Consider the following 16,477-nt stretch of genomic DNA (forward strand, 5'->3'; position numbering starts at 1 on the left):
ATGAATGAGAAAATTAAGGAAAGCTTGGAGAAGGTTAAGAAGGTCTTTGTGATTGGTCTTGACTCTGCTCCTCCCGAGCTTTTATTTAACAGATTTTTGGATGAGTTGCCTAACATAAAGTGGCTTGTAGAGAGGTCAATTTACGGCCCAATGCAGAGCACGATTCCAGCCATAACAATTCCAGCCTGGATGGTGATGGCGACTGGAAAAACCCCTGGTGAGCTTGGCTTGTACGGTTTTAGGCACAGGAAAAAGGGAACTTACAATGACATCTGGATTGCCCACAGCCTGATGGTTAAGGAGAAGGCAGTTTGGCACTACATAGCTGAAAAGAGCAAAAAATCGGTTTTGGTTGGAATTCCACCGAGCTATCCTCCAAAGCCAGTTAACGGCTGGCTTATCTCGTGCTTCATCACTCCAGACGCTTCCGTTGATTATACGCATCCAAAAGAACTTAAGGGGGAGATTGAGCGCTTAGTTGGTGAATACATCTTTGATGTGGTCTTTAGGAAAGAGAACAGGGACGAGGTTAAAGAGCAGCTCTGGGAGATGACAGAAAAGCGGTTTGAAGTGATTAGATACCTCATTCAGGAGAAGGATTGGGACTATTTTGAATTCGTTGAGATTGGTCTTGACAGAGTCCACCACGCATTCTGGAAGTACTTCGATGAGAACCACCACCTCTATCCTGGCGACGACAACCCCTACAAGAACGTCATTCCTGATTACTACAAGCTTCTTGATAAAGAAATTGGAAAGACTTTGAAGCTTTTGAACTTGGATGAGACGGCTGTAATAATCGTTTCAGATCACGGGATAAAGGCAATGAAAGGTGCATTTGCAATCAACCAGTGGCTCATTGAAGAAGGTCTCTTGAAGATTAAGAATCCGGAGATTTTGAAGGAAGGAAGGCAGGTCAAATTCAACGAGCTCAAAGTTGACTGGAGCAAAACTATTGCATGGGCCTGGGGCGGCTATTACTCCAGGGTTTTCCTCAATGTGAAGGGGAGGGAACCAATGGGAATAATTGAGCCCGAAAGGTATCATCAGGTTAGGGATGAAGTTGCCGAGCTGATAAAGACCATAAGGGGACCAAACGGAGAAAAGTGGGACACGAAGGTGTTCTATCCTGAAGAGATTTACCCAGTTGCCAAAGGTGACAAGCCGGACATGATGGTTTACTTAGATGATTTGAACTGGAGAGCTGCAGGAACTCTCGGCTATGAAAGTCCCTATCTGTTAGAGAACGATTTGGGCCCGGACGATGCAGTTCACGCTGAGTATGGAGTTTTCTCTCTCTATCTGCCCGGCATGAGCGAAGCAAAAAGAACACAGCTGACAATCTACGACTTTGCTCCAACTGTGCTCAAGCTCTTTGGAATGAAAAAGCCTCTCAGAGGGAGGAATGTTGTATGAACAAAAGGGACATAACCTTCATCCCTCATGCGCTGGAAAGGATGAATGAGAGAGAAATTTCAAAAGAGCTTGTGATTGAGGCTTTACTTAATCCAGATAAAGTTGGAGAAGGGTATTTTGGGAGAAAAGTCGCTCAGAAGGTTATAGATGGAAAATTGATCAGGGTCATTTACGAAGAGCATGAAGATAGCATCATTGTGATAACAGTCTATATAACTTCGAAAGTTGATAAATACCTGAGGTGATGCAAATGAAAATTTCATATGATCCAAAGTATGATGTTATGTACATCAAGTTTTCAGATGCAAAGATAGTGGACACCGTTGAAGTCGATGAGGGGATTATCATAGACTACGGGGAGCATGGAGAAATCGTAGGTATAGAGATAATTAACGCATCGGTGAGAATCAAATCGAAACCCCTGAGCGAGATCACCATAAAAATAGAAGAACAAGCTGCCCCTTAGGTGAAGGCTATGGAGGGCTTTACAATCTGGCTCACCGGTCCGAGCGGTGCTGGAAAGACAGTTTTAGCACATACTTTAAAGAAGAAGCTGAAAGAGATGGGATATAAAGTTGAAATTCTTGATGGAGATGTCGTAAGGAAAACACTCTATCCCAACTTGGGCTTTTCCAAGGAAGCGAGGGAGATGCACAACAGGATAGTGATCTACATGGCAAAGCTCTTATCAAGGAATGGTGTCATAGCTATAGTTTCTCTGATTTCGCCGTATAGAGCTGTTAGGGAGTACGCAAGAAAGGAGATAGGTAGATTTATTGAGGTCTATGTGTATGCACCTTTAGAGGTCAGGATTCAGAGGGATCCGAAGGGATTATACAAGAAAGCCATGCGCGGTGAAATAAAAGGATTGACGGGCTACGATGGAGTTTATGAGGAGCCGGAGAATCCAGAGGTTAAGGTGGACAGCTCAAAGATGACCCCGGAGGAAGAGGCTGAAGCAGTGCTGAGGAAGGCTAAGGAATTGGGCTATCTGCCTTGAGGTGGGTTTTATGCTCCCCTTTATTTTTCTCGGCTTTTTTGTTGGATTTTTGGTTGGGCTGACTGGCATTGGTGGGGGTGCTTTGATGACTCCCTCACTTATCTTCCCGGGAGTTGAACCTTTGATGGCTGTTGGGACTGACCTTTTATATGCAACTGTTACGAGAATTTTTGGTGTGTTCTTCCATCATAGGAAGGGGATTATTAGGTTTGATCTGGCTTTAAGGCTCTTTGCTGGTAGCTTGCCCGCAATTTTACTTGGATCTGTTCTACTTAGAGTTATTGATAAAAGCACGCTTAATAATTATCTCACCTTATTGCTTGGCGTGATTCTTGTTGTCAGCTCACTCCTCAGCTTAGTTAAGGGAGAACTCCATGTTCCCATAAGACCCAAGAGAGAATATCTGTATCTTTTAGGATTCATTGTTGGCTTAACCGTTCAGTTCACTTCAGTTGGTGCTGGAGTCATAGTGAGCTTTGCATTAATGAATTTAGCCAAGCTCAATCCAGGGGAGGTTGTTGGTATTACAATATTTTATGGTTTAGCTTTATCATCTTTTAGTGCTTTGAACTATGCGTTTTTAGGAAGTGTAAATTATCATTTGGCCTTGCTCCTGATTGCTGGAACCTTACCGGGTGTGTATCTTGGAACCCATGTGAACAGAAAGGTGGATGGAGATAAGCTGAAAAGGGTTATTAACGTGATAATTTTGGTCATTGGAGTCTTGACACTCTTTCAGAGGGTGATTTGAGTTGTTCTCGATTATGAGTTAGGGGGCAAAGTTCTTTAGATCCTGTTTTATTTCTCTATCTGGGCGCTTACGCGCCGCATAAAGGGCAAGTAGATGTTTAATGCTTCAAAACTTCCTCTAAACTCTCTATTGGAGAGTAGAAGCCACTTTTAATCATTGCTCCTAGAAGTTGGTTTGCCTCTTCCAATGTTAGAACATCAGTTTTAACGCCTAACACCAAAACACCAATTGTACCTGAGACTTTAACACCTAGGAGGTATGCAGCTTTTCTGGCATCCAAATCATCGCTAAGGAGTATCCTTCCCCTATTTTTTGCCACTGCGATGCTGGAGGCTTCTCCCTTCCCCAAGCTTGTACAAAGTTTTCTGTACAGTTCAATTTCCTCGTTTTTGAGTTCTACAACTTTAAAGGGAAGTTTGACCTTTGGCAAAATACCTCTTTCAATTCCAAGGTTGAATTCTTCTAAGACTTGCTTTGTGATTATGGAGTCTTTCAAAATGTCTTTTAGTAATTCAAGCTTTTCGACTTTAGCAAAGTTCGATAGTACTGTGTTATCAATTACAAACAATTCAGTGCCTCCACCTCTGCTATGACATCTTCCTTGCTCAATTTTCTAATAGGGATGCCTCTTTTATGAAACTCTTCGATTAGCTCCTCTCGGGTCATTTCTAAAAGTTCTGCTGCCTTACTCAAGCTGATTTTTCTGTCAAGGTAAGCACTAACCACAACTTCCCAAAATAGTTCTTTGTCTTTTTTTAGGAGCCTTATTACCTTATCCGGATTGAGTGCTACAATCTTCTCGAACTCGCTTATCAGCCAAAGCTCTTCCATGATCTCACCACTTGGATTTTTATGATTGTAGTATATTAACTATTTGGTTTGAGCTTCTTTTGCCTAAGGGACGGGCTTTCAAGTGGGAAAATCTGAATGAAATATTAATAAAAAGTTGTGGTAATGGGTTAGAATAATATAAGGTGCTTCATTCCTTAAGACACTGTTTTTATTTCTTTTACCTCGTGCTTATGTGCCCCAACATATATTCCAAAAAATATAAAAAGTGTGATAATTTATATTATTGGGGATATAAAATGCTGAGGGATGAAGAGATATTGGAGGCATTAGTCCCTTATAATTTTTGGGGAAAACCTCAGGAGACTGGTATTGAAAGAGAGGAATATCTGGAAAAGATTGAAACTTTTTGCAGGGCTGGGAACTTTATAATAGCAATTATAGGCCCAAGGAGAGCTGGAAAGACATTTTTGGCGAGACAGTTTTTAAAAAGGAAAATATCACAAGGGCTGAATCCCAAACAAACCCTGTATGTGAACCTCGAAGATCCTAAATTCCATGCATACCTCAGCTTGGAGCTCCTTGATGAGATTTATAGGGTGTATAAAATCCACATTAATGACGAAGATTTTTCTCTCATAGTTTTAGATGAGGTGCAAAACCTTCCAAACTGGGAACGATGGGTCAGGAGCATAGCTGAAAAGGAGAATGCTAAAGTGATTGTAACTGGCTCAACATCTTCTTTGCTTAAAACTGAAGTTTCTGGAGTGCTGACAGGGAGGAGCTTAACTTTAGAAGTTTTTCCTTTAACCTTCAGGGAGTTTTTGAGTTTTAAAGGTTTAAATTTGAGGAGCTTCGCAGAAATCGTTGCACATGAAATAAAAATTGAGCGTCTTTTGGCTGAATATATGGAATTTGGGGGTTTTCCACAAGTTGTGCTGGTTGGAGATGAATATTTGAAAAGGGAAATCTTGAAAGAACTTTTTGAGGGAATAGTTATCCGGGATATTGCTTTTCGTCATGGATTTAAAGAGTTGAATACTGTGAAGCTGATTGCAGAACTATCAGTGAACAGGTTCGCTTCGCTTGTAAGTGGGAGTTCCCTTAGGAATGAAGTTGCCGGGATCGTAAAGAGAAAAGTTTCTCCAAATTTTGTGATAGAAGTTTTAGAGGCACTGGAGGAGAGCTATTTGATCTTTAGAATTCCACCGCTTTCATATAAGGTTAGTGATATTAAACGGCATCCGAGGAAACTCTATGTGATTGACACCGGTATAATAAATGCTGTAACACTCAGGTTTTCTAAGAACATTGGACGGTTGGCTGAGAATATTGTGGCACTGCATTTAATAAAAAAATTTGGAAAAGAGAATGTGTTTTATTATAAAGGAAATAGAGAAGTTGATTTTTTAATTAAGGAAGGCTTGGAGGTAACAAAAGCAATACAAGTGAGCTGGAACTTAAGTGAGAGTAAGAAGAGGGAAGTTAAAGGTTTGCTGGAGGCCATGGAAGAGTTTTCGCTGGAAAAAGGAGTGATAATAACATCAGCCTATGAAGGATTAGAGGAAATTAAAGGAAAACGTATAAGATACATCCCGCTGTGGAAGTTCTTGCTGTTAGAATAAAGGAGCCTCATTTCTTGCTCTTGTTTATAAGGTATTAAACTAGCTTTGGATTTTATACTCAACGGGTCTGACCTCCTCCCCGCCCTGAAGGGCGAGGCTTTCAAAAGAAAAATGTAATGGCATTGCCAAGATATTTTTAAAGAGTTGGTAATGCAAATACTAACATAACTGGACAGTTATGGTAAAAGGAAATCTCATCCTTCAGGTTTGGACTTCTTGCGTATAGCGATGAAAAACATGTGCTCATCTTTTCTTCTCCAGAAAATCATCCATAACGGCAAATTGCCAATTCTTGATTCCTTTATGATGTCCCCTCTAAGTTTGATGATTTGTCTTATAAACCCATAAATCTTTGGTGCTTTTCTGCCTGAGGTCTGCATGCTCATAAAGGCCCTAATTCCTTTCCACCCCTCTCTGTAAAATATGAGTTGCACTGTGTCGGATTCTAAAAGCTGTTTTATGACCCGCTTCATTGGGGATTTAATTTTAAGATTAATCGGTTCCTTGAGTTCTGCTTTCTGGAAGGACCCACAAAAGGGACAGGTAAACTCGTAGTAGCTTTCTCTGCTTAGTATATCCATCCCAACGTTCAGATCTTCTTTGGTTAGCGGCATTCCACAGGAGGCACATGTTAAATAGGATTCTTCACTTTCAGACTCTTCAAGGGATACTTTGTACAGCTTGGAATCCTTTGATAGCAGGAACATTTCTCTTCCTATGATATGGAGGTCTGGGAAAAGATCTTTCAGAATGTTGTATACTGCAATGGCTTCGTGGTTGTTTAAATCCAAGCTGATAACATTTTTCCAGCCGCGTGATGTGCCTTCATAAAGCGTTAGGATTACCCTCTTTCCAATTTTCTCCAGTGTCTCTACAATTCAGCTTCGTTTAACTGAAATAACGTCATATCTGTCGGTTATTTTACCATTTTCAACCTTTATTTCGATATCTATGAAGCTATGACAAAAGGGGCATGATGTATACGCGTGAATTCTATCAGCATTAACCGTATCGCCAATTCGATAGTGCTCCAGCATGTTTTCCAGCGATTTTGTTTGGAAATTTTTCAGTTTGTGTCCGCATACGGGGCATTTAACGTGTATATGAACGTAGTCGAACATTCCCATCAAACAACACCCCTTAATTCTTTTAACCGATGAAGTTAAAAATTTACCCTTTAGCAGTATAAAAGGGGATTAAGGTGGAATACAGTCTTCATCGGAAGGAATTCTATAACGGTTCTTTAATAATTATGGCTCAAAAATATGCACTAAACTGCACAAATTTTTCAAGCTTTGTGTATTATACTTCCTTAGGTGCACGAGATGAGCGGGCTCCGTTCCTAGATCACGTTGTTTGTGACTCAAAAGTACACCAGAGATCAGACGCTGCATTTTTTCTTTTGAAGGCTGATTTTAAAAACAGTTAATCACCCCTCAAAATTTGGAGTATTGCATTCTCATCCAGCACTATTAACTCATCAGGCACGTTCTTAGCTTTCCTGCATATTAGGAGGTAGTGGCTTTCTCCTTTCCAGTTGCTTAGCTCGACTTTTCTTTTCAGCTCTTCGAGGATTTCTTCACCGTTTATGGGCTTGTTTCTCCACTTGCACTCGCCAAATAAGGCTTTTTTCTTGTCTCGACTGAGGGCAACTACATCTATTTCATAGACTTTTCGCTGTCCATTTTCTCTGTAGTAGCCCCAGTGCCGTCCTATCTCAGTGAACTTGAAGGGTAAATCTCCTTTGACATTTAAAATCCAGAGCAGTTCTCTGCAGATGAAATCGAACCTCCTTCCAGTGTAGTCAGGCAGCATGGAGATCACTTCTTCCCCAAGGTCTTCACGCATTGCTTCATACTCACTCAGCCTCGGATGGATGAAACGGAACCAGAAGTTGAGCAGTGGATGTCTTATGTAAATTACTCTCTCCTTTCCAAGAATAGCTCTATCATAGGAGAGCAACTTGAAGTAATCAACCAGTTCCTTTATCTGTCTCGTTAGTGATGTCTCTTCTCGATTCATATAGCCCGCTATCTTGCTTAGTGATGTAGCTCCATTGGCCACAGCCTCAAGTATATCATAATAAACTCCAGAACGCCTTCCAAACTCAAGGGAGAGTATCCTTGGCACTTCCTCTTCTAATGGCGCTGAGGGAGAGAAGAAAAGAGCTCTAATTATTTCCTCTGCGCTTTTTCCTTCGAGTCCTTCATCTTCAATAGCTACGTAGTACTTGGGAAAGCCGCCAAAAACTGCATAAAGCTTCATAAAGTCATCTATGTCATCTATTCCAAGTTCCCTTGACATTTCGTAGCTGGCTTTAATTCCAAGCTCCTTCACGTGAAGTTCACGCTTTATCCTTCCGTAGAGCGGCTCCTTCGAATCCCTGAAGAGCTTTTTAATCATTCCAACTGTTGAGCCGGTGAAGATTAGCATGAGATTTTTCCTGTTCTCATGGAGGTCTATGAAGTTTTGAAGGGTTGAGAACACCGAAGGCTCAACCCTCTGAAAGTCCTGAAATTCATCGAAGACGACAGCGCCGTTAAATCTCTCGAAAAGTACTTCAAAAAACTCATCCCATGTTGAGACATGCTCATATTTTGTTATAACTCCTTTTTTCCTCAGAATTTCTTCGTACTCTCTCAAAAGGGATTCAGAAGTCTTGCCTCTATTCACGAAGAAATAAAGGTCTTTCTCTCCCAAGAACTCAAGAAGAAGCCTCGTTTTACCAACTCGCCTCAATCCATAAACCACGATGGTGTAAAGCTTCTTTTTTGAGCGTTTCCTTGCTTCTTCGAGTATTTCCATCTCAATTTCTCTGTCAATGAAGCGCACTATATTCACCTACTGAATTATTCACTTAGTGAATATATAAATTTATCTGTGTGGGGACTGGAGAAACGGAAGATGTGGGGAGTAACCGTTCCCCCGAATGCCATCCAATGAAGATGGGAGGGTGGAAGCCTACCCGATACGAAATTAACACACTACACACAATTAACGGGTAGGCAGAACGGTTGCTTTGTGATCCTAAGAGCCTTAGAGGTGTGCTCCAGCAAGAACCTGAGGATAGGTTTAAGCTGTATTATACTTATACTGAGGATAAGGATTTGATAATAATAGTGGATGCGAAGCATGTTAAAAGTAAGTTGAGATTAATAGTGGTGACTGTATTTCCGCAACCCTCTAAGAGGAGAACGAAGGTGAGAGAATATGAAAGAGAAGGTTGAGTTTAAGCCTGTGGATTATGATCCCGTAGTTGATTCACTCTTTGTAATGGTGCCCAAAAGTGAGTATGAGCATTCTGTTATGCTTGGAGACGATGTTATTCTGGACTTTGGTCGGCTTTCAGGCAGGGATAAGTTGGATGTCATTGGCTTTGAAATACTTGAAGCTTCCAAAAAGTTTGGGTTGGACAAACATTTGCTCAGAAACATTAAGAGACTCTACGCGGAGATTAAGATTAGCGAAGATAGGGTTGAAATGATGATTTCAATAGTCATAGTACAAAGAAAGAAGGAACGGGAGCGCTCAAGGATATTGGAAATGGCAAACGTCGGTCTTCCCACAGCTGTCACTTCAATTAGTGTCTAGGCTTGGTCTTCATATTTTCACATCCAAAACGGCTTCTCTTAAAGGATGCGAGTGAGTTCCTAAAAAGCTCCGCAAACTTGGGATTAGAAAAGACAACCTTTTCAACAAGCTCCAAGGATTGTGGGAGGGCAAGCCATTGCTGCTTTATGTAGGCCTACATAAAGGAGAAACCGAAGCAATAATCTTGGCGAAGAGGAACAACTGTTGGGTTGCTTTGGATGATTTAAAAGCCCGAAAAGTTGCGAGAAGCGAAGGAGTTAAGGTAATCGGACATTGGGCATTCCAAAGCGTTTAAAAGAATTAAACTTAGCAGAATTTGAGCCTGAAGACCTTTTTAAAGAGTTAACTCAAATAGGTTTTAGAATTAAAAAAGAGCTGTTCTTTGAGATTTTCAAAGATTAACTTGTTTCCGGTGTGTCCGCACTTCTGCTTTTTGAGACCTCAATCTCCCCTTTGTATCTTTGCATGTCCACCAAGATGCTTTTCTTAAGCTCAATCTGACTTTTTTCTTTTGAAAGTCTCGCTCTTTAGGGGCGGGGAGGAGGTCAAATGAAGAAAACAAAGTTGTGGTCAGGAACTCACATAATCTTTTTATTTCTGAACGACAGTTATGATATACGAGGTGAGAGGATGGGTACAAACGTTAAGCTCAACATTCCGGAGGATGTTTTAAAGACTGTTGGAATAGAGAGAGTTATTAAGATGATTGAGAGAGAGGTTATGATTGAGTACAGTGTTAAAAAATTGCATGGAAAGTTCAGAGGGAAGAATCTGCGCAAATTACTGGAATTCTAGGATTTTATAGAGATAAATGAAAAGTACAGCTGATTTTGCGTAATCTTTTTAGTCTTTAGTTATTATTAAAAGATACGGGAGGTGAAAATGTGGGCAAGGTTGTGATCACACTTAATGTTCCGGATGGTATGGAGGATGTTGTTAAGTCCTTCCTTGAGAGGGAGGCAAAGCTGATTATGAGAAGGCTTTCAAGGGCTGATTTTAAGGGTACATTTGGGATTTTAAAGGGGAAAAAGAAAAGCGTTGATGAAATTGAGGCTGATGTTTATGACGAGTGGGAAGTTTAGGTTCTTCATTGACAGCAATGTTATTCTGAATTATTTTTATGGAGATGAGAATGCGAGAGAAATAATAGAGATTGCAGAAAATGCCGGTGAGATTTTCATAAATGGAATTGTTTTAACTGAAGTTTCAATAAGATACTTGAAAGATGAAACTGGCGAGAAAAGCTACACCTTGAAGCACAAACCGGAACTTGTTAAAAACGTTGATAAAAGCCCGCTCTACTCCGTTCTTGGTAATTTCTTATATCTCCCAGATAATGTACTTATTGGAGAAGATGCAATAGCATTAATGGACATTTACGGTCTTCTCCCGAATGATGCTGTAATCCTGGCAACCTGCAAGTTTTATGGGATTAAGTACTTGATATCATTTGATAGTGACTTTAGAGAGGCATGTGGGAGAGAAGGAATTATTCTCATTGATAGCAAAGAGAAGCTTAATGAAATAATTGGTTCTGGTGGCTCAAGATGAGGGTTGCAATAATTGGGGCGAATGGGCAGTTGGGGACGGATTTAGTTGAAATCTTTGGAGAAGAGGCGATTCCCTTGACTCATGAAGATTTAGATGTTACTGATTTCGAGAGCTTGAAGATTTTGAAGGAGCTTAAGCCTGATGTGATAATCAATACAGCCGCATACGTTAGGGTTGATGATGCGGAACTTTATCCAGAGAAAGCGTTTCAGGTCAATGCAATTGGAGCTTTAAACGTTGCAAGGATAGCCAGCGAAATTGATGCTGTTAATGTTTACATCAGCACGGATTACGTTTTTGACGGAACTAAAGGAGAGCCTTACACTGAGGAAGATGTTCCAAACCCAATAAGTGTTTATGGTTTAAGTAAATATACTGGGGAAATTTTTACGAGAAATTATTCTAAAAAATATTACATCATTAGAGTTGCGAGTTTGTATGGGAAAGCTGGAGCGAGCGGAAAAGGCGGAAACTTCGTTGAGTTCATGATTCAAAAGGCCAAGAAGGGAGAGGAGATTAGAGTTGTTGACGACATGTTTATGAGCCCAACTTATACTAAAGATGTCGCCAGAACATTGAAGAATTTCTTGGAGCTAAAGTCAGAGTTTGGAGTCTACCACATGGTGAATGAAGGTTACTGCAGTTGGTATGAATTTACGAGGGAGATATTTAAAATTTTAGAATGGGATGTTGAAGTGAAGCCAATAAAAGCAAGTGAGCTGAAGAGACTAGCAAAGAGGCCAAGATTTTCGGCGTTGAAGAATGAAAAGCTGGAAAAGCTTGGGCTCAAAATGAAACGTTGGGAGGGGGCTTTGGAAGAGTATTTAGAGGAGAAGGGATATCTCTAGATGTCTTTGGACGAAGGGACTCCGCCCCTTAAAACCCCGCTTTATTTTTCTATTACTCGTCAAGGAATACAAAAAGCTAATAAAAAGCATGTTTGCTTTTATGAGCTAATGCTTTCTCTTTTTGAGTTTTAGACTTTCCATTTATATTTTTCTTTCACGTATTTTATGAATTCTGGATCCTTGAATATATAAAACCAGTGCCTTTTGAGATTAAACTTAAGTGTCTTTGGATTCCGCAGTTTTACTAAATGCCTGACGTTCATGCTGATCAGATAACGAGATTTTGAAGCATAAACAACATTCAGGAACTTGACATCATCAGCATGACCAACCAGCTTAACAAGTTCTCTATCTTCTTCAAATCGAACTCTTGGAGAAACTCGCTTAGTATGATTCAAAACCAAATGATAAATAGCTTTGGCTTTTTCAGGTTTTCCAACAAGTATACCAACAATTGCAAGAGTTTCTTTCATCTCTTCAATGGTCTCCTTAGAACCATAATTAACTAATTTGTCCTCACTAAGGAGAGTTAAAATCTTCCAAGAAGGACTCCGCTTAATATCTCTCGATTTTAAAGCACTGATTAAAATAGACGTATCCAAAACAACCTTGAGCTTAGGCATTCAAATCACTCCAAGCTTCTTAAGCTTAGCCTCAATCCTCCTAAATTTTCTCAACTCTCTTCTTGCAGTTTCAAGAAGCTCCTCAGTGCTCATTTTAACGGACTTTTTGTCCTTCACAATAATCTTCCATGCCTTTTCATCGCTCATTGGCTTATCCATCTCATTCATTAACTCTCTAACTTGGAAAAACCAGATGACATCCTCTGGTTTTTCTTTTATGGCTTTAGCAAGACCGTCTACAATTGACTCGAATACTTTCCGATCCGCACTCTTAACAGCCATACAGCTCACCATTCCACTCTTAAACTCACAACCTCTTAAACTTTTAGTTTAGATATATAGAACGGGACTTCGCCCCTTAAACCCCGTTTTTATTTCTTTATCTCGGCGCTTCGCGCCACAATATGTGTTTTATGTGGACATCATTTCTTTCTTTTGTTTATGCTTGCTAAAACCAAAATATTTAAATATTCGAGTCATGTTTATTATAATCATGATTCGAAAATTTGTAAACCGGAAGAGAGAGCTCGAAGTCCTAGAGAGAGCATGGAGGGAAGGATTTCGACTTTTTGTGGTCTACGGGAGAAGAAGGGTGGGAAAGACCGCCCTTTTGAAGAAATTCTTGGAGAATAAAAGGAGCATATATTTTCTCTGCTCCCAGAGGGGATATGAGAAAGACATCGAGAGATTTTCTCACGAGATAAGTTCTTTTATTGGTGCTCCGGTAAGATTCGAAAGCTTTAGGGATGCATTTAAGTTCCTAAGGGGGCTGGGGAGGCTTTTGGTGATTCTTGATGAGTTCTCTTACTTGATAGAGGCAGACAAGGGTGTTACATCCGAGTTTCAGGAGGTGGTGGATATAGTGCTTGAGGGTTCAGAGATCACCATTATCCTCTGCGGTTCGAGCGTTGGAATGATGGAGCGTGAGGTTCTCAGCTACAAGAGCCCCCTCTACGGTCGGGCAAGTGGGGTTCTGAAGGTCAAACCATTCCGCTTCTTCGACATGGTCGAATGGTTTGGAGAGGACTTTGAGAGACTTGTGAGGCTTTATGGAGTCACGTGGGGGATTCCCAGGTACATGGAATTCTTCAAAACGGGGAGCGATGATGAGATTATCAACAACTTCTTTGATCCGAGTGCATTTCTTTTCAACGAGGCGAGGCTTCTCCTCATGGAGGAACTGAGGAACCCAGCCAGATACATGCAGATCATCGAGGCCATAGCCATGGGGAAAACCCGGCTTAACGAGATCGCTCAGTACGTTGGGATGGAGGCCAAAGATCTATCTGCATATCTTAGGGTGCTCTCGAATCTTGGAATTGTGAGGCGGGAAGTTCCAATAACAGAGAGGAAAGCCAAGAGAGGGATTTATGTTATAGAAGATGAGTACTTTCGTTTTTACCACCGCTTCGTCAGTCCGCATTATGAGGAGATAGACTCCCTCAACCCTGAGCCAGCAATTCAGGACTTCCTGAGGAACTTTAACACATACCTTGGAAAGACCTTCGAAAAAGCAGCCAGAGAGTTTCTGATAGAACTTAACAAGCATGGCAGGTTGCCATTTAAATTTACGAAGATCGGAAAGTGGTGGCATAAAAATGAGGAGATTGACCTCGTTGCACTGGACAAAAGGGAAAATAAGGCTCTACTGGTGGAGGTAAAGTGGAAGGAGCTGAGCGAGAGGGAAGCGAGGGGAGTTCTAAAAGATTTGGAGCGTAAAAGTGGGCTTGTTGGGTTAGAAAACTGGCAGAAGTATTACGGGGTGATAGCGAAGGGTATTAAAGGTAAGGAGGCTCTTAAAAGTGGGGGCTGGCTCTTGTGGGATTTGGAGGACTTCGAGGATTTGAATTTTAAGATAAGAAAACTCTGAATTTCGAACATAAGGAGAATAAGGCAATCTCCAGAAATTTGTTGTCTTTTGAATCTCTGCAAAGAAGAGTAACGCTTCTTTAGAGTTACATTTTCTTTTGAAAGCCTCGCTCTTTAGGAAGGAGGTCAGCTTCTCAGCTTGTCTTAACAGCATCAGGAGGTAATACAAAACACATATATATCTGTATTACAAATATGTCCTTGGGTGAATTACGTGGGAAATGTTATTAGTATTCGTGTTCCGCCAGAAATTAAGCACGAAATGGATAAGTTAAAGGGTGAGGTTAACTGGAGCGAGGAAATTAGGGAATTCATAAAAAAGAAAATCAAAGAGCACAAAAAGAGAAAAGCGCTCCAGGAGGTTGTGGCTTATATCCAAACCTTGCCCGATGCACCAAAGGGAACAGCACAAAAGTTGGTGAGGGAGGATCGTGATAGTCATTGACTCTTCGGCCTTTTCAAAGTTCTTATTAAATGAAGAAGGCTGGGAGAAAGTAATCCCATACTTAGACCCCGACTTAGAACCACATGCCGTGGATATGTTGACCATTGAGACGACGAATGTGATATGGAAATACATGAAAAAGTACAAGCTAATAACGAGAGAACAAGCTATAGGACTTTACAAGCAGATGACAAAGCTCATAGGGGAGGAGGTAATAATATTGGAGCCAAGTGAAAAATATTTGCAAGAAGCTTTGAAAATTGCCATGGATTATGACATTTCCATTTATGACAGCCTGTTTTTGGCACAGGCAAGAAATCTGAAAGCTGAACTAATAACGAGCGATAAAAGACAAAGAGATGTGGCGAGAGAAATTGGAATGGAGGTAGAGTACATAAAATAACACCCATGAGCGGGATAAATCATGCTTTACAGAAGATTGCAAGGGGGACAGGATTGTTTTCACACCTTTCAAAAACTTATTGATCGTCCTTAAACTCCGTTTCTTATTTCTTTATCTCGGCGCTTTCAGGCTGATGGACTGGACAATATTTGAGACACAGTATTGGTAATAGCATTACCAAAATATTTTTAAAGAGTTGATAATACAAATACCAACATGATTGAACAGTTTAATCCATGGTGGAAGGGGAAGGAATTTATAGAGGAAGATGAAGATTACAGCAAATGGAAAGAAAGCAGGATTAAATGGATTCCGGAAGCGATTGAAAAAATTTCACTTGAGCCATTTTCTTTGAATTTCGTATTTGGCCCAAGGCAAGTGGGCAAGACAACTCTCCTAAAGCTTATCATAAAAAAGCTCTTGGATAATGGAGTTGATCCCAAATCGATATTTTATATGCGGTGTGATTACCTGAGTGATTACAAAGAGCTTATGGAGGTTTTAGATGAGTACATGGAGTTCAGGAAGATTGAAGGAATTGAGAGCTCTTATTTCCTCTTAGATGAAATCACATTTCCGAAGGAATGGTTCAGAGCAATAAAGCTCTACATTGACATGGGGAAATTCAAAAGGGATGTTCTAATCCTAACGGGTTCTCTCAGTATGTATCTTAAAGGTGAAGTTGAAACTTTTCCAGGTAGGAGAGGAAGAGGAAAGGATATTATCATGTATCCTCTGAGTTTTAGAGAATTTGTAAAAGTTGTTGCACCAGAGCTCTACTCAAGAATTCCCAAGATTAAAGACGTTGCTGAGATTGAAAAGTGTCTAAAGTTACGCCCATGGAAAGAAGAACTGCATGACCTTTTTATTCTTTATTTAAGGAGTGGTGGGTTTCCAAGGGCCGTGAAGGATATTCTTGAGAAAGGTAAAATAAGTGAGGAGACTTATGATACTTACCTCTCTTGGATCAGGGGAGATTTGATCAGGCTGGGGAAGAGCGAAGGCGTCGCAAAAAGGATAATAAAAGCCATCCTTGAGAGGGTTCCATCTTCAGTAGGATGGAACACAATTGCAAAAGAGGTTGAAGTTGGTTCTCATAAAACAGTTTTTAGCTATGTTGAATTTTTTGAGAAAAGTTTTGTCCTTAAGGTTCTGCAGTACTTTAATCCTAACACTCTTGAACCAGATTTCAAAAAAGAGAAGAAAATCCATTTCATAGATCCATTTTTGTATCATCTTTTTTCACGCTGGTGCCTGATTGAGAAGCCGAGTGAAGATAAGATGGTTGAAAGTGTCGTTGCATCACATTTGGCCAGAAAATACGACGTTGGCTATTGGAGGAATGGAAGTGAAGTTGACGTGGTAGCAAAGGATGGTATTGGCTTTGAAGTTAAGTGGAGAAGGAATGCCAAGCCTTCGAGGGTTAGAATAGGGAAAATAAAAAACGTTGTAACTCTCTCAAAAGATGATTTTTCAATTGATCCTTTGATGATTCCGGTTTATCTGTTTCTTGCGTGTTTTGATGTCTGATTAATATCTGTTATCTCATTAAGGTTCCTAAAGTCA

Annotated in this window: 23 protein-coding genes; 16 read left to right on the plus strand and 7 right to left on the minus strand. The window is 40.5% G+C overall.

Features of this window, described 5'->3' with window-relative positions; translation table 11 throughout:
- The 5 genes from VFC49_RS08610 to VFC49_RS08630 are packed head-to-tail and all read left to right on the plus strand — an operon-like array spanning position 1 to position 3,167.
- On the plus strand, positions 1-1,416 hold the full coding sequence (locus VFC49_RS08610) for an alkaline phosphatase family protein (protein WP_324735202.1): 1,416 nt from the start codon (positions 1-3) through the stop codon (positions 1,414-1,416).
- A complete protein-coding gene (locus VFC49_RS08615) occupies positions 1,413-1,661 on the plus strand; it encodes a DUF4258 domain-containing protein (protein WP_324735203.1) in 249 nt (82 codons plus the stop codon). The genes VFC49_RS08610 and VFC49_RS08615 overlap by 4 nt, the downstream gene beginning before the upstream one ends.
- Entirely contained in the window at positions 1,661-1,882 is a 222-nt protein-coding gene (locus tag VFC49_RS08620) for a DUF2283 domain-containing protein (RefSeq protein WP_324735204.1), read from the plus strand. Before VFC49_RS08615 ends, VFC49_RS08620 begins: the two co-directional genes overlap by 1 nt.
- 9 nt (positions 1,883-1,891) lie before the next feature.
- On the plus strand, positions 1,892-2,416 hold the full coding sequence (gene cysC, locus VFC49_RS08625) for an adenylyl-sulfate kinase (protein ID WP_420719614.1): 525 nt from the start codon (positions 1,892-1,894) through the stop codon (positions 2,414-2,416).
- A gap of 10 nt (positions 2,417-2,426) precedes the next feature.
- Entirely contained in the window at positions 2,427-3,167 is a 741-nt protein-coding gene (locus tag VFC49_RS08630) for a sulfite exporter TauE/SafE family protein (RefSeq protein ID WP_324735206.1), read from the plus strand.
- A 97-nt stretch (positions 3,168-3,264) separates the two neighbouring features.
- On the opposite strand, the gene VFC49_RS08635 is transcribed toward VFC49_RS08630, so the two are convergent.
- On the minus strand, positions 3,265-3,735 hold the full coding sequence (locus VFC49_RS08635; RefSeq protein ID WP_324735207.1) for a DUF3368 domain-containing protein: 471 nt from the start codon (positions 3,733-3,735) through the stop codon (positions 3,265-3,267).
- The gene (locus tag VFC49_RS08640) at positions 3,726-3,998 is read right to left on the minus strand and encodes a UPF0175 family protein (protein WP_324735208.1); all 273 of its coding nucleotides are present in this window, start codon (positions 3,996-3,998) and stop codon (positions 3,726-3,728) included. Before VFC49_RS08640 ends, VFC49_RS08635 begins: the two co-directional genes overlap by 10 nt.
- A gap of 257 nt (positions 3,999-4,255) precedes the next feature.
- On the opposite strand from VFC49_RS08640, the gene VFC49_RS08645 reads away from it, so the two are divergent.
- A complete protein-coding gene (locus VFC49_RS08645) occupies positions 4,256-5,581 on the plus strand; it encodes an ATP-binding protein (RefSeq protein WP_324735209.1) in 1,326 nt (441 codons plus the stop codon).
- A gap of 194 nt (positions 5,582-5,775) precedes the next feature.
- Here the strand turns inward: VFC49_RS08645 and VFC49_RS08650 are convergent, their stop codons facing one another.
- From VFC49_RS08650 to VFC49_RS08660, 3 genes are all read right to left on the minus strand, one after another.
- The gene (locus VFC49_RS08650) at positions 5,776-6,288 is read right to left on the minus strand and encodes a hypothetical protein (protein ID WP_324735210.1); all 513 of its coding nucleotides are present in this window, start codon (positions 6,286-6,288) and stop codon (positions 5,776-5,778) included.
- 171 nt (positions 6,289-6,459) lie between these two features.
- On the minus strand, positions 6,460-6,708 hold the full coding sequence (locus VFC49_RS08655; protein ID WP_324735211.1) for a hypothetical protein: 249 nt from the start codon (positions 6,706-6,708) through the stop codon (positions 6,460-6,462).
- Between the two features lie 298 nt (positions 6,709-7,006).
- On the minus strand, positions 7,007-8,422 hold the full coding sequence (locus VFC49_RS08660; protein ID WP_324735212.1) for an ATP-binding protein: 1,416 nt from the start codon (positions 8,420-8,422) through the stop codon (positions 7,007-7,009).
- Positions 8,423-8,791: 369 nt separating this feature from the next.
- Between VFC49_RS08660 and VFC49_RS08665 the strand changes: the two genes are divergently transcribed.
- From VFC49_RS08665 to rfbD, 6 genes are all read left to right on the plus strand, one after another.
- The gene (locus VFC49_RS08665) at positions 8,792-9,172 is read left to right on the plus strand and encodes a DUF2283 domain-containing protein (RefSeq protein WP_324735213.1); all 381 of its coding nucleotides are present in this window, start codon (positions 8,792-8,794) and stop codon (positions 9,170-9,172) included.
- A 136-nt stretch (positions 9,173-9,308) separates the two neighbouring features.
- Positions 9,309-9,467 (plus strand): hypothetical protein, encoded by a 159-nt coding sequence (locus VFC49_RS08670; RefSeq protein ID WP_324735214.1) that lies wholly within the window; start codon positions 9,309-9,311, stop codon positions 9,465-9,467.
- Between the two features lie 254 nt (positions 9,468-9,721).
- On the plus strand, positions 9,722-9,967 hold the full coding sequence (locus tag VFC49_RS08675) for a hypothetical protein (protein ID WP_324735215.1): 246 nt from the start codon (positions 9,722-9,724) through the stop codon (positions 9,965-9,967).
- An 89-nt stretch (positions 9,968-10,056) separates the two neighbouring features.
- Positions 10,057-10,254, plus strand: a complete 198-nt coding sequence (locus tag VFC49_RS08680) for a hypothetical protein (RefSeq protein ID WP_324735216.1) — start codon at positions 10,057-10,059, stop codon at positions 10,252-10,254.
- Positions 10,214-10,723, plus strand: coding sequence for a type II toxin-antitoxin system VapC family toxin (locus tag VFC49_RS08685; RefSeq protein ID WP_324735217.1), 510 nt, complete (start codon positions 10,214-10,216; stop codon positions 10,721-10,723). The genes VFC49_RS08680 and VFC49_RS08685 overlap by 41 nt, the downstream gene beginning before the upstream one ends.
- On the plus strand, positions 10,720-11,571 hold the full coding sequence (gene rfbD / locus VFC49_RS08690; protein ID WP_324735218.1) for a dTDP-4-dehydrorhamnose reductase: 852 nt from the start codon (positions 10,720-10,722) through the stop codon (positions 11,569-11,571). The genes VFC49_RS08685 and rfbD overlap by 4 nt, the downstream gene beginning before the upstream one ends.
- Positions 11,572-11,699: 128 nt before the next feature.
- Here rfbD and VFC49_RS08695 read toward each other — a convergent pair whose 3' ends face one another.
- Together VFC49_RS08695 and VFC49_RS08700 are read right to left on the minus strand one after the other, a co-directional pair.
- Positions 11,700-12,194: a putative toxin-antitoxin system toxin component, PIN family gene (locus VFC49_RS08695; protein ID WP_324735219.1), complete on the minus strand. Its 495-nt coding sequence runs from the start codon at positions 12,192-12,194 to the stop codon at positions 11,700-11,702.
- On the minus strand, positions 12,195-12,476 hold the full coding sequence (locus VFC49_RS08700; protein ID WP_324735220.1) for a hypothetical protein: 282 nt from the start codon (positions 12,474-12,476) through the stop codon (positions 12,195-12,197). It abuts the gene before it with no gap.
- Between the two features lie 211 nt (positions 12,477-12,687).
- Here VFC49_RS08700 and VFC49_RS08705 point away from each other — a divergent pair, with 211 nt between their 5' ends.
- The 4 genes from VFC49_RS08705 (at position 12,688) to VFC49_RS08720 (ending at position 16,441) form a co-directional block, all read left to right on the plus strand.
- The gene (locus VFC49_RS08705) at positions 12,688-14,064 is read left to right on the plus strand and encodes an ATP-binding protein (protein WP_324735221.1); all 1,377 of its coding nucleotides are present in this window, start codon (positions 12,688-12,690) and stop codon (positions 14,062-14,064) included.
- 213 nt (positions 14,065-14,277) lie between these two features.
- Positions 14,278-14,508, plus strand: coding sequence for a hypothetical protein (locus VFC49_RS08710; protein ID WP_324735222.1), 231 nt, complete (start codon positions 14,278-14,280; stop codon positions 14,506-14,508).
- Complete coding sequence (locus VFC49_RS08715) at positions 14,495-14,911, plus strand: type II toxin-antitoxin system VapC family toxin (RefSeq protein ID WP_324735223.1); 417 nt, start codon at positions 14,495-14,497, stop codon at positions 14,909-14,911. The genes VFC49_RS08710 and VFC49_RS08715 overlap by 14 nt, the downstream gene beginning before the upstream one ends.
- A gap of 216 nt (positions 14,912-15,127) precedes the next feature.
- Entirely contained in the window at positions 15,128-16,441 is a 1,314-nt protein-coding gene (locus VFC49_RS08720) for an ATP-binding protein (RefSeq protein ID WP_324735224.1), read from the plus strand.
- Positions 16,442-16,477 lie beyond the last annotated feature (36 nt).

It is taken from the genome of Thermococcus sp. SY098 (assembly GCF_035621495.1).
Lineage (GTDB): Archaea > Methanobacteriota_B > Thermococci > Thermococcales > Thermococcaceae > Thermococcus_B.

What these genes read in the sequence shown, in the direction of transcription:
- VFC49_RS08610 (WP_324735202.1), top strand. Translation starts at nt 1, where the DNA reads ATGAATGAGAAAATTAAGGAAAGCTTGGAGAAGGTTAAGAAGGTCTTT.
- VFC49_RS08615 (WP_324735203.1), top strand. Translation starts at nt 1,413, where the DNA reads ATGAACAAAAGGGACATAACCTTCATCCCTCATGCGCTGGAAAGGATG.
- VFC49_RS08620 (WP_324735204.1), top strand. Translation starts at nt 1,661, where the DNA reads ATGCAAATGAAAATTTCATATGATCCAAAGTATGATGTTATGTACATC.
- cysC (WP_420719614.1), top strand. Translation starts at nt 1,892, where the DNA reads ATGGAGGGCTTTACAATCTGGCTCACCGGTCCGAGCGGTGCTGGAAAG.
- VFC49_RS08630 (WP_324735206.1), top strand. Translation starts at nt 2,427, where the DNA reads ATGCTCCCCTTTATTTTTCTCGGCTTTTTTGTTGGATTTTTGGTTGGG.
- VFC49_RS08640 (WP_324735208.1), bottom strand. Translation starts at nt 3,998, where the DNA reads ATGGAAGAGCTTTGGCTGATAAGCGAGTTCGAGAAGATTGTAGCACTC.
- VFC49_RS08645 (WP_324735209.1), top strand. Translation starts at nt 4,256, where the DNA reads ATGCTGAGGGATGAAGAGATATTGGAGGCATTAGTCCCTTATAATTTT.
- VFC49_RS08650 (WP_324735210.1), bottom strand. Translation starts at nt 6,288, where the DNA reads ATGTTCCTGCTATCAAAGGATTCCAAGCTGTACAAAGTATCCCTTGAA.
- VFC49_RS08655 (WP_324735211.1), bottom strand. Translation starts at nt 6,708, where the DNA reads ATGGGAATGTTCGACTACGTTCATATACACGTTAAATGCCCCGTATGC.
- VFC49_RS08665 (WP_324735213.1), top strand. Translation starts at nt 8,792, where the DNA reads ATGAAAGAGAAGGTTGAGTTTAAGCCTGTGGATTATGATCCCGTAGTT.
- VFC49_RS08675 (WP_324735215.1), top strand. Translation starts at nt 9,722, where the DNA reads ATGAAGAAAACAAAGTTGTGGTCAGGAACTCACATAATCTTTTTATTT.
- VFC49_RS08685 (WP_324735217.1), top strand. Translation starts at nt 10,214, where the DNA reads ATGAAATTGAGGCTGATGTTTATGACGAGTGGGAAGTTTAGGTTCTTC.
- rfbD (WP_324735218.1), top strand. Translation starts at nt 10,720, where the DNA reads ATGAGGGTTGCAATAATTGGGGCGAATGGGCAGTTGGGGACGGATTTA.
- VFC49_RS08695 (WP_324735219.1), bottom strand. Translation starts at nt 12,194, where the DNA reads ATGCCTAAGCTCAAGGTTGTTTTGGATACGTCTATTTTAATCAGTGCT.
- VFC49_RS08700 (WP_324735220.1), bottom strand. Translation starts at nt 12,476, where the DNA reads ATGGCTGTTAAGAGTGCGGATCGGAAAGTATTCGAGTCAATTGTAGAC.
- VFC49_RS08705 (WP_324735221.1), top strand. Translation starts at nt 12,688, where the DNA reads ATGATTCGAAAATTTGTAAACCGGAAGAGAGAGCTCGAAGTCCTAGAG.
- VFC49_RS08720 (WP_324735224.1), top strand. Translation starts at nt 15,128, where the DNA reads ATGATTGAACAGTTTAATCCATGGTGGAAGGGGAAGGAATTTATAGAG.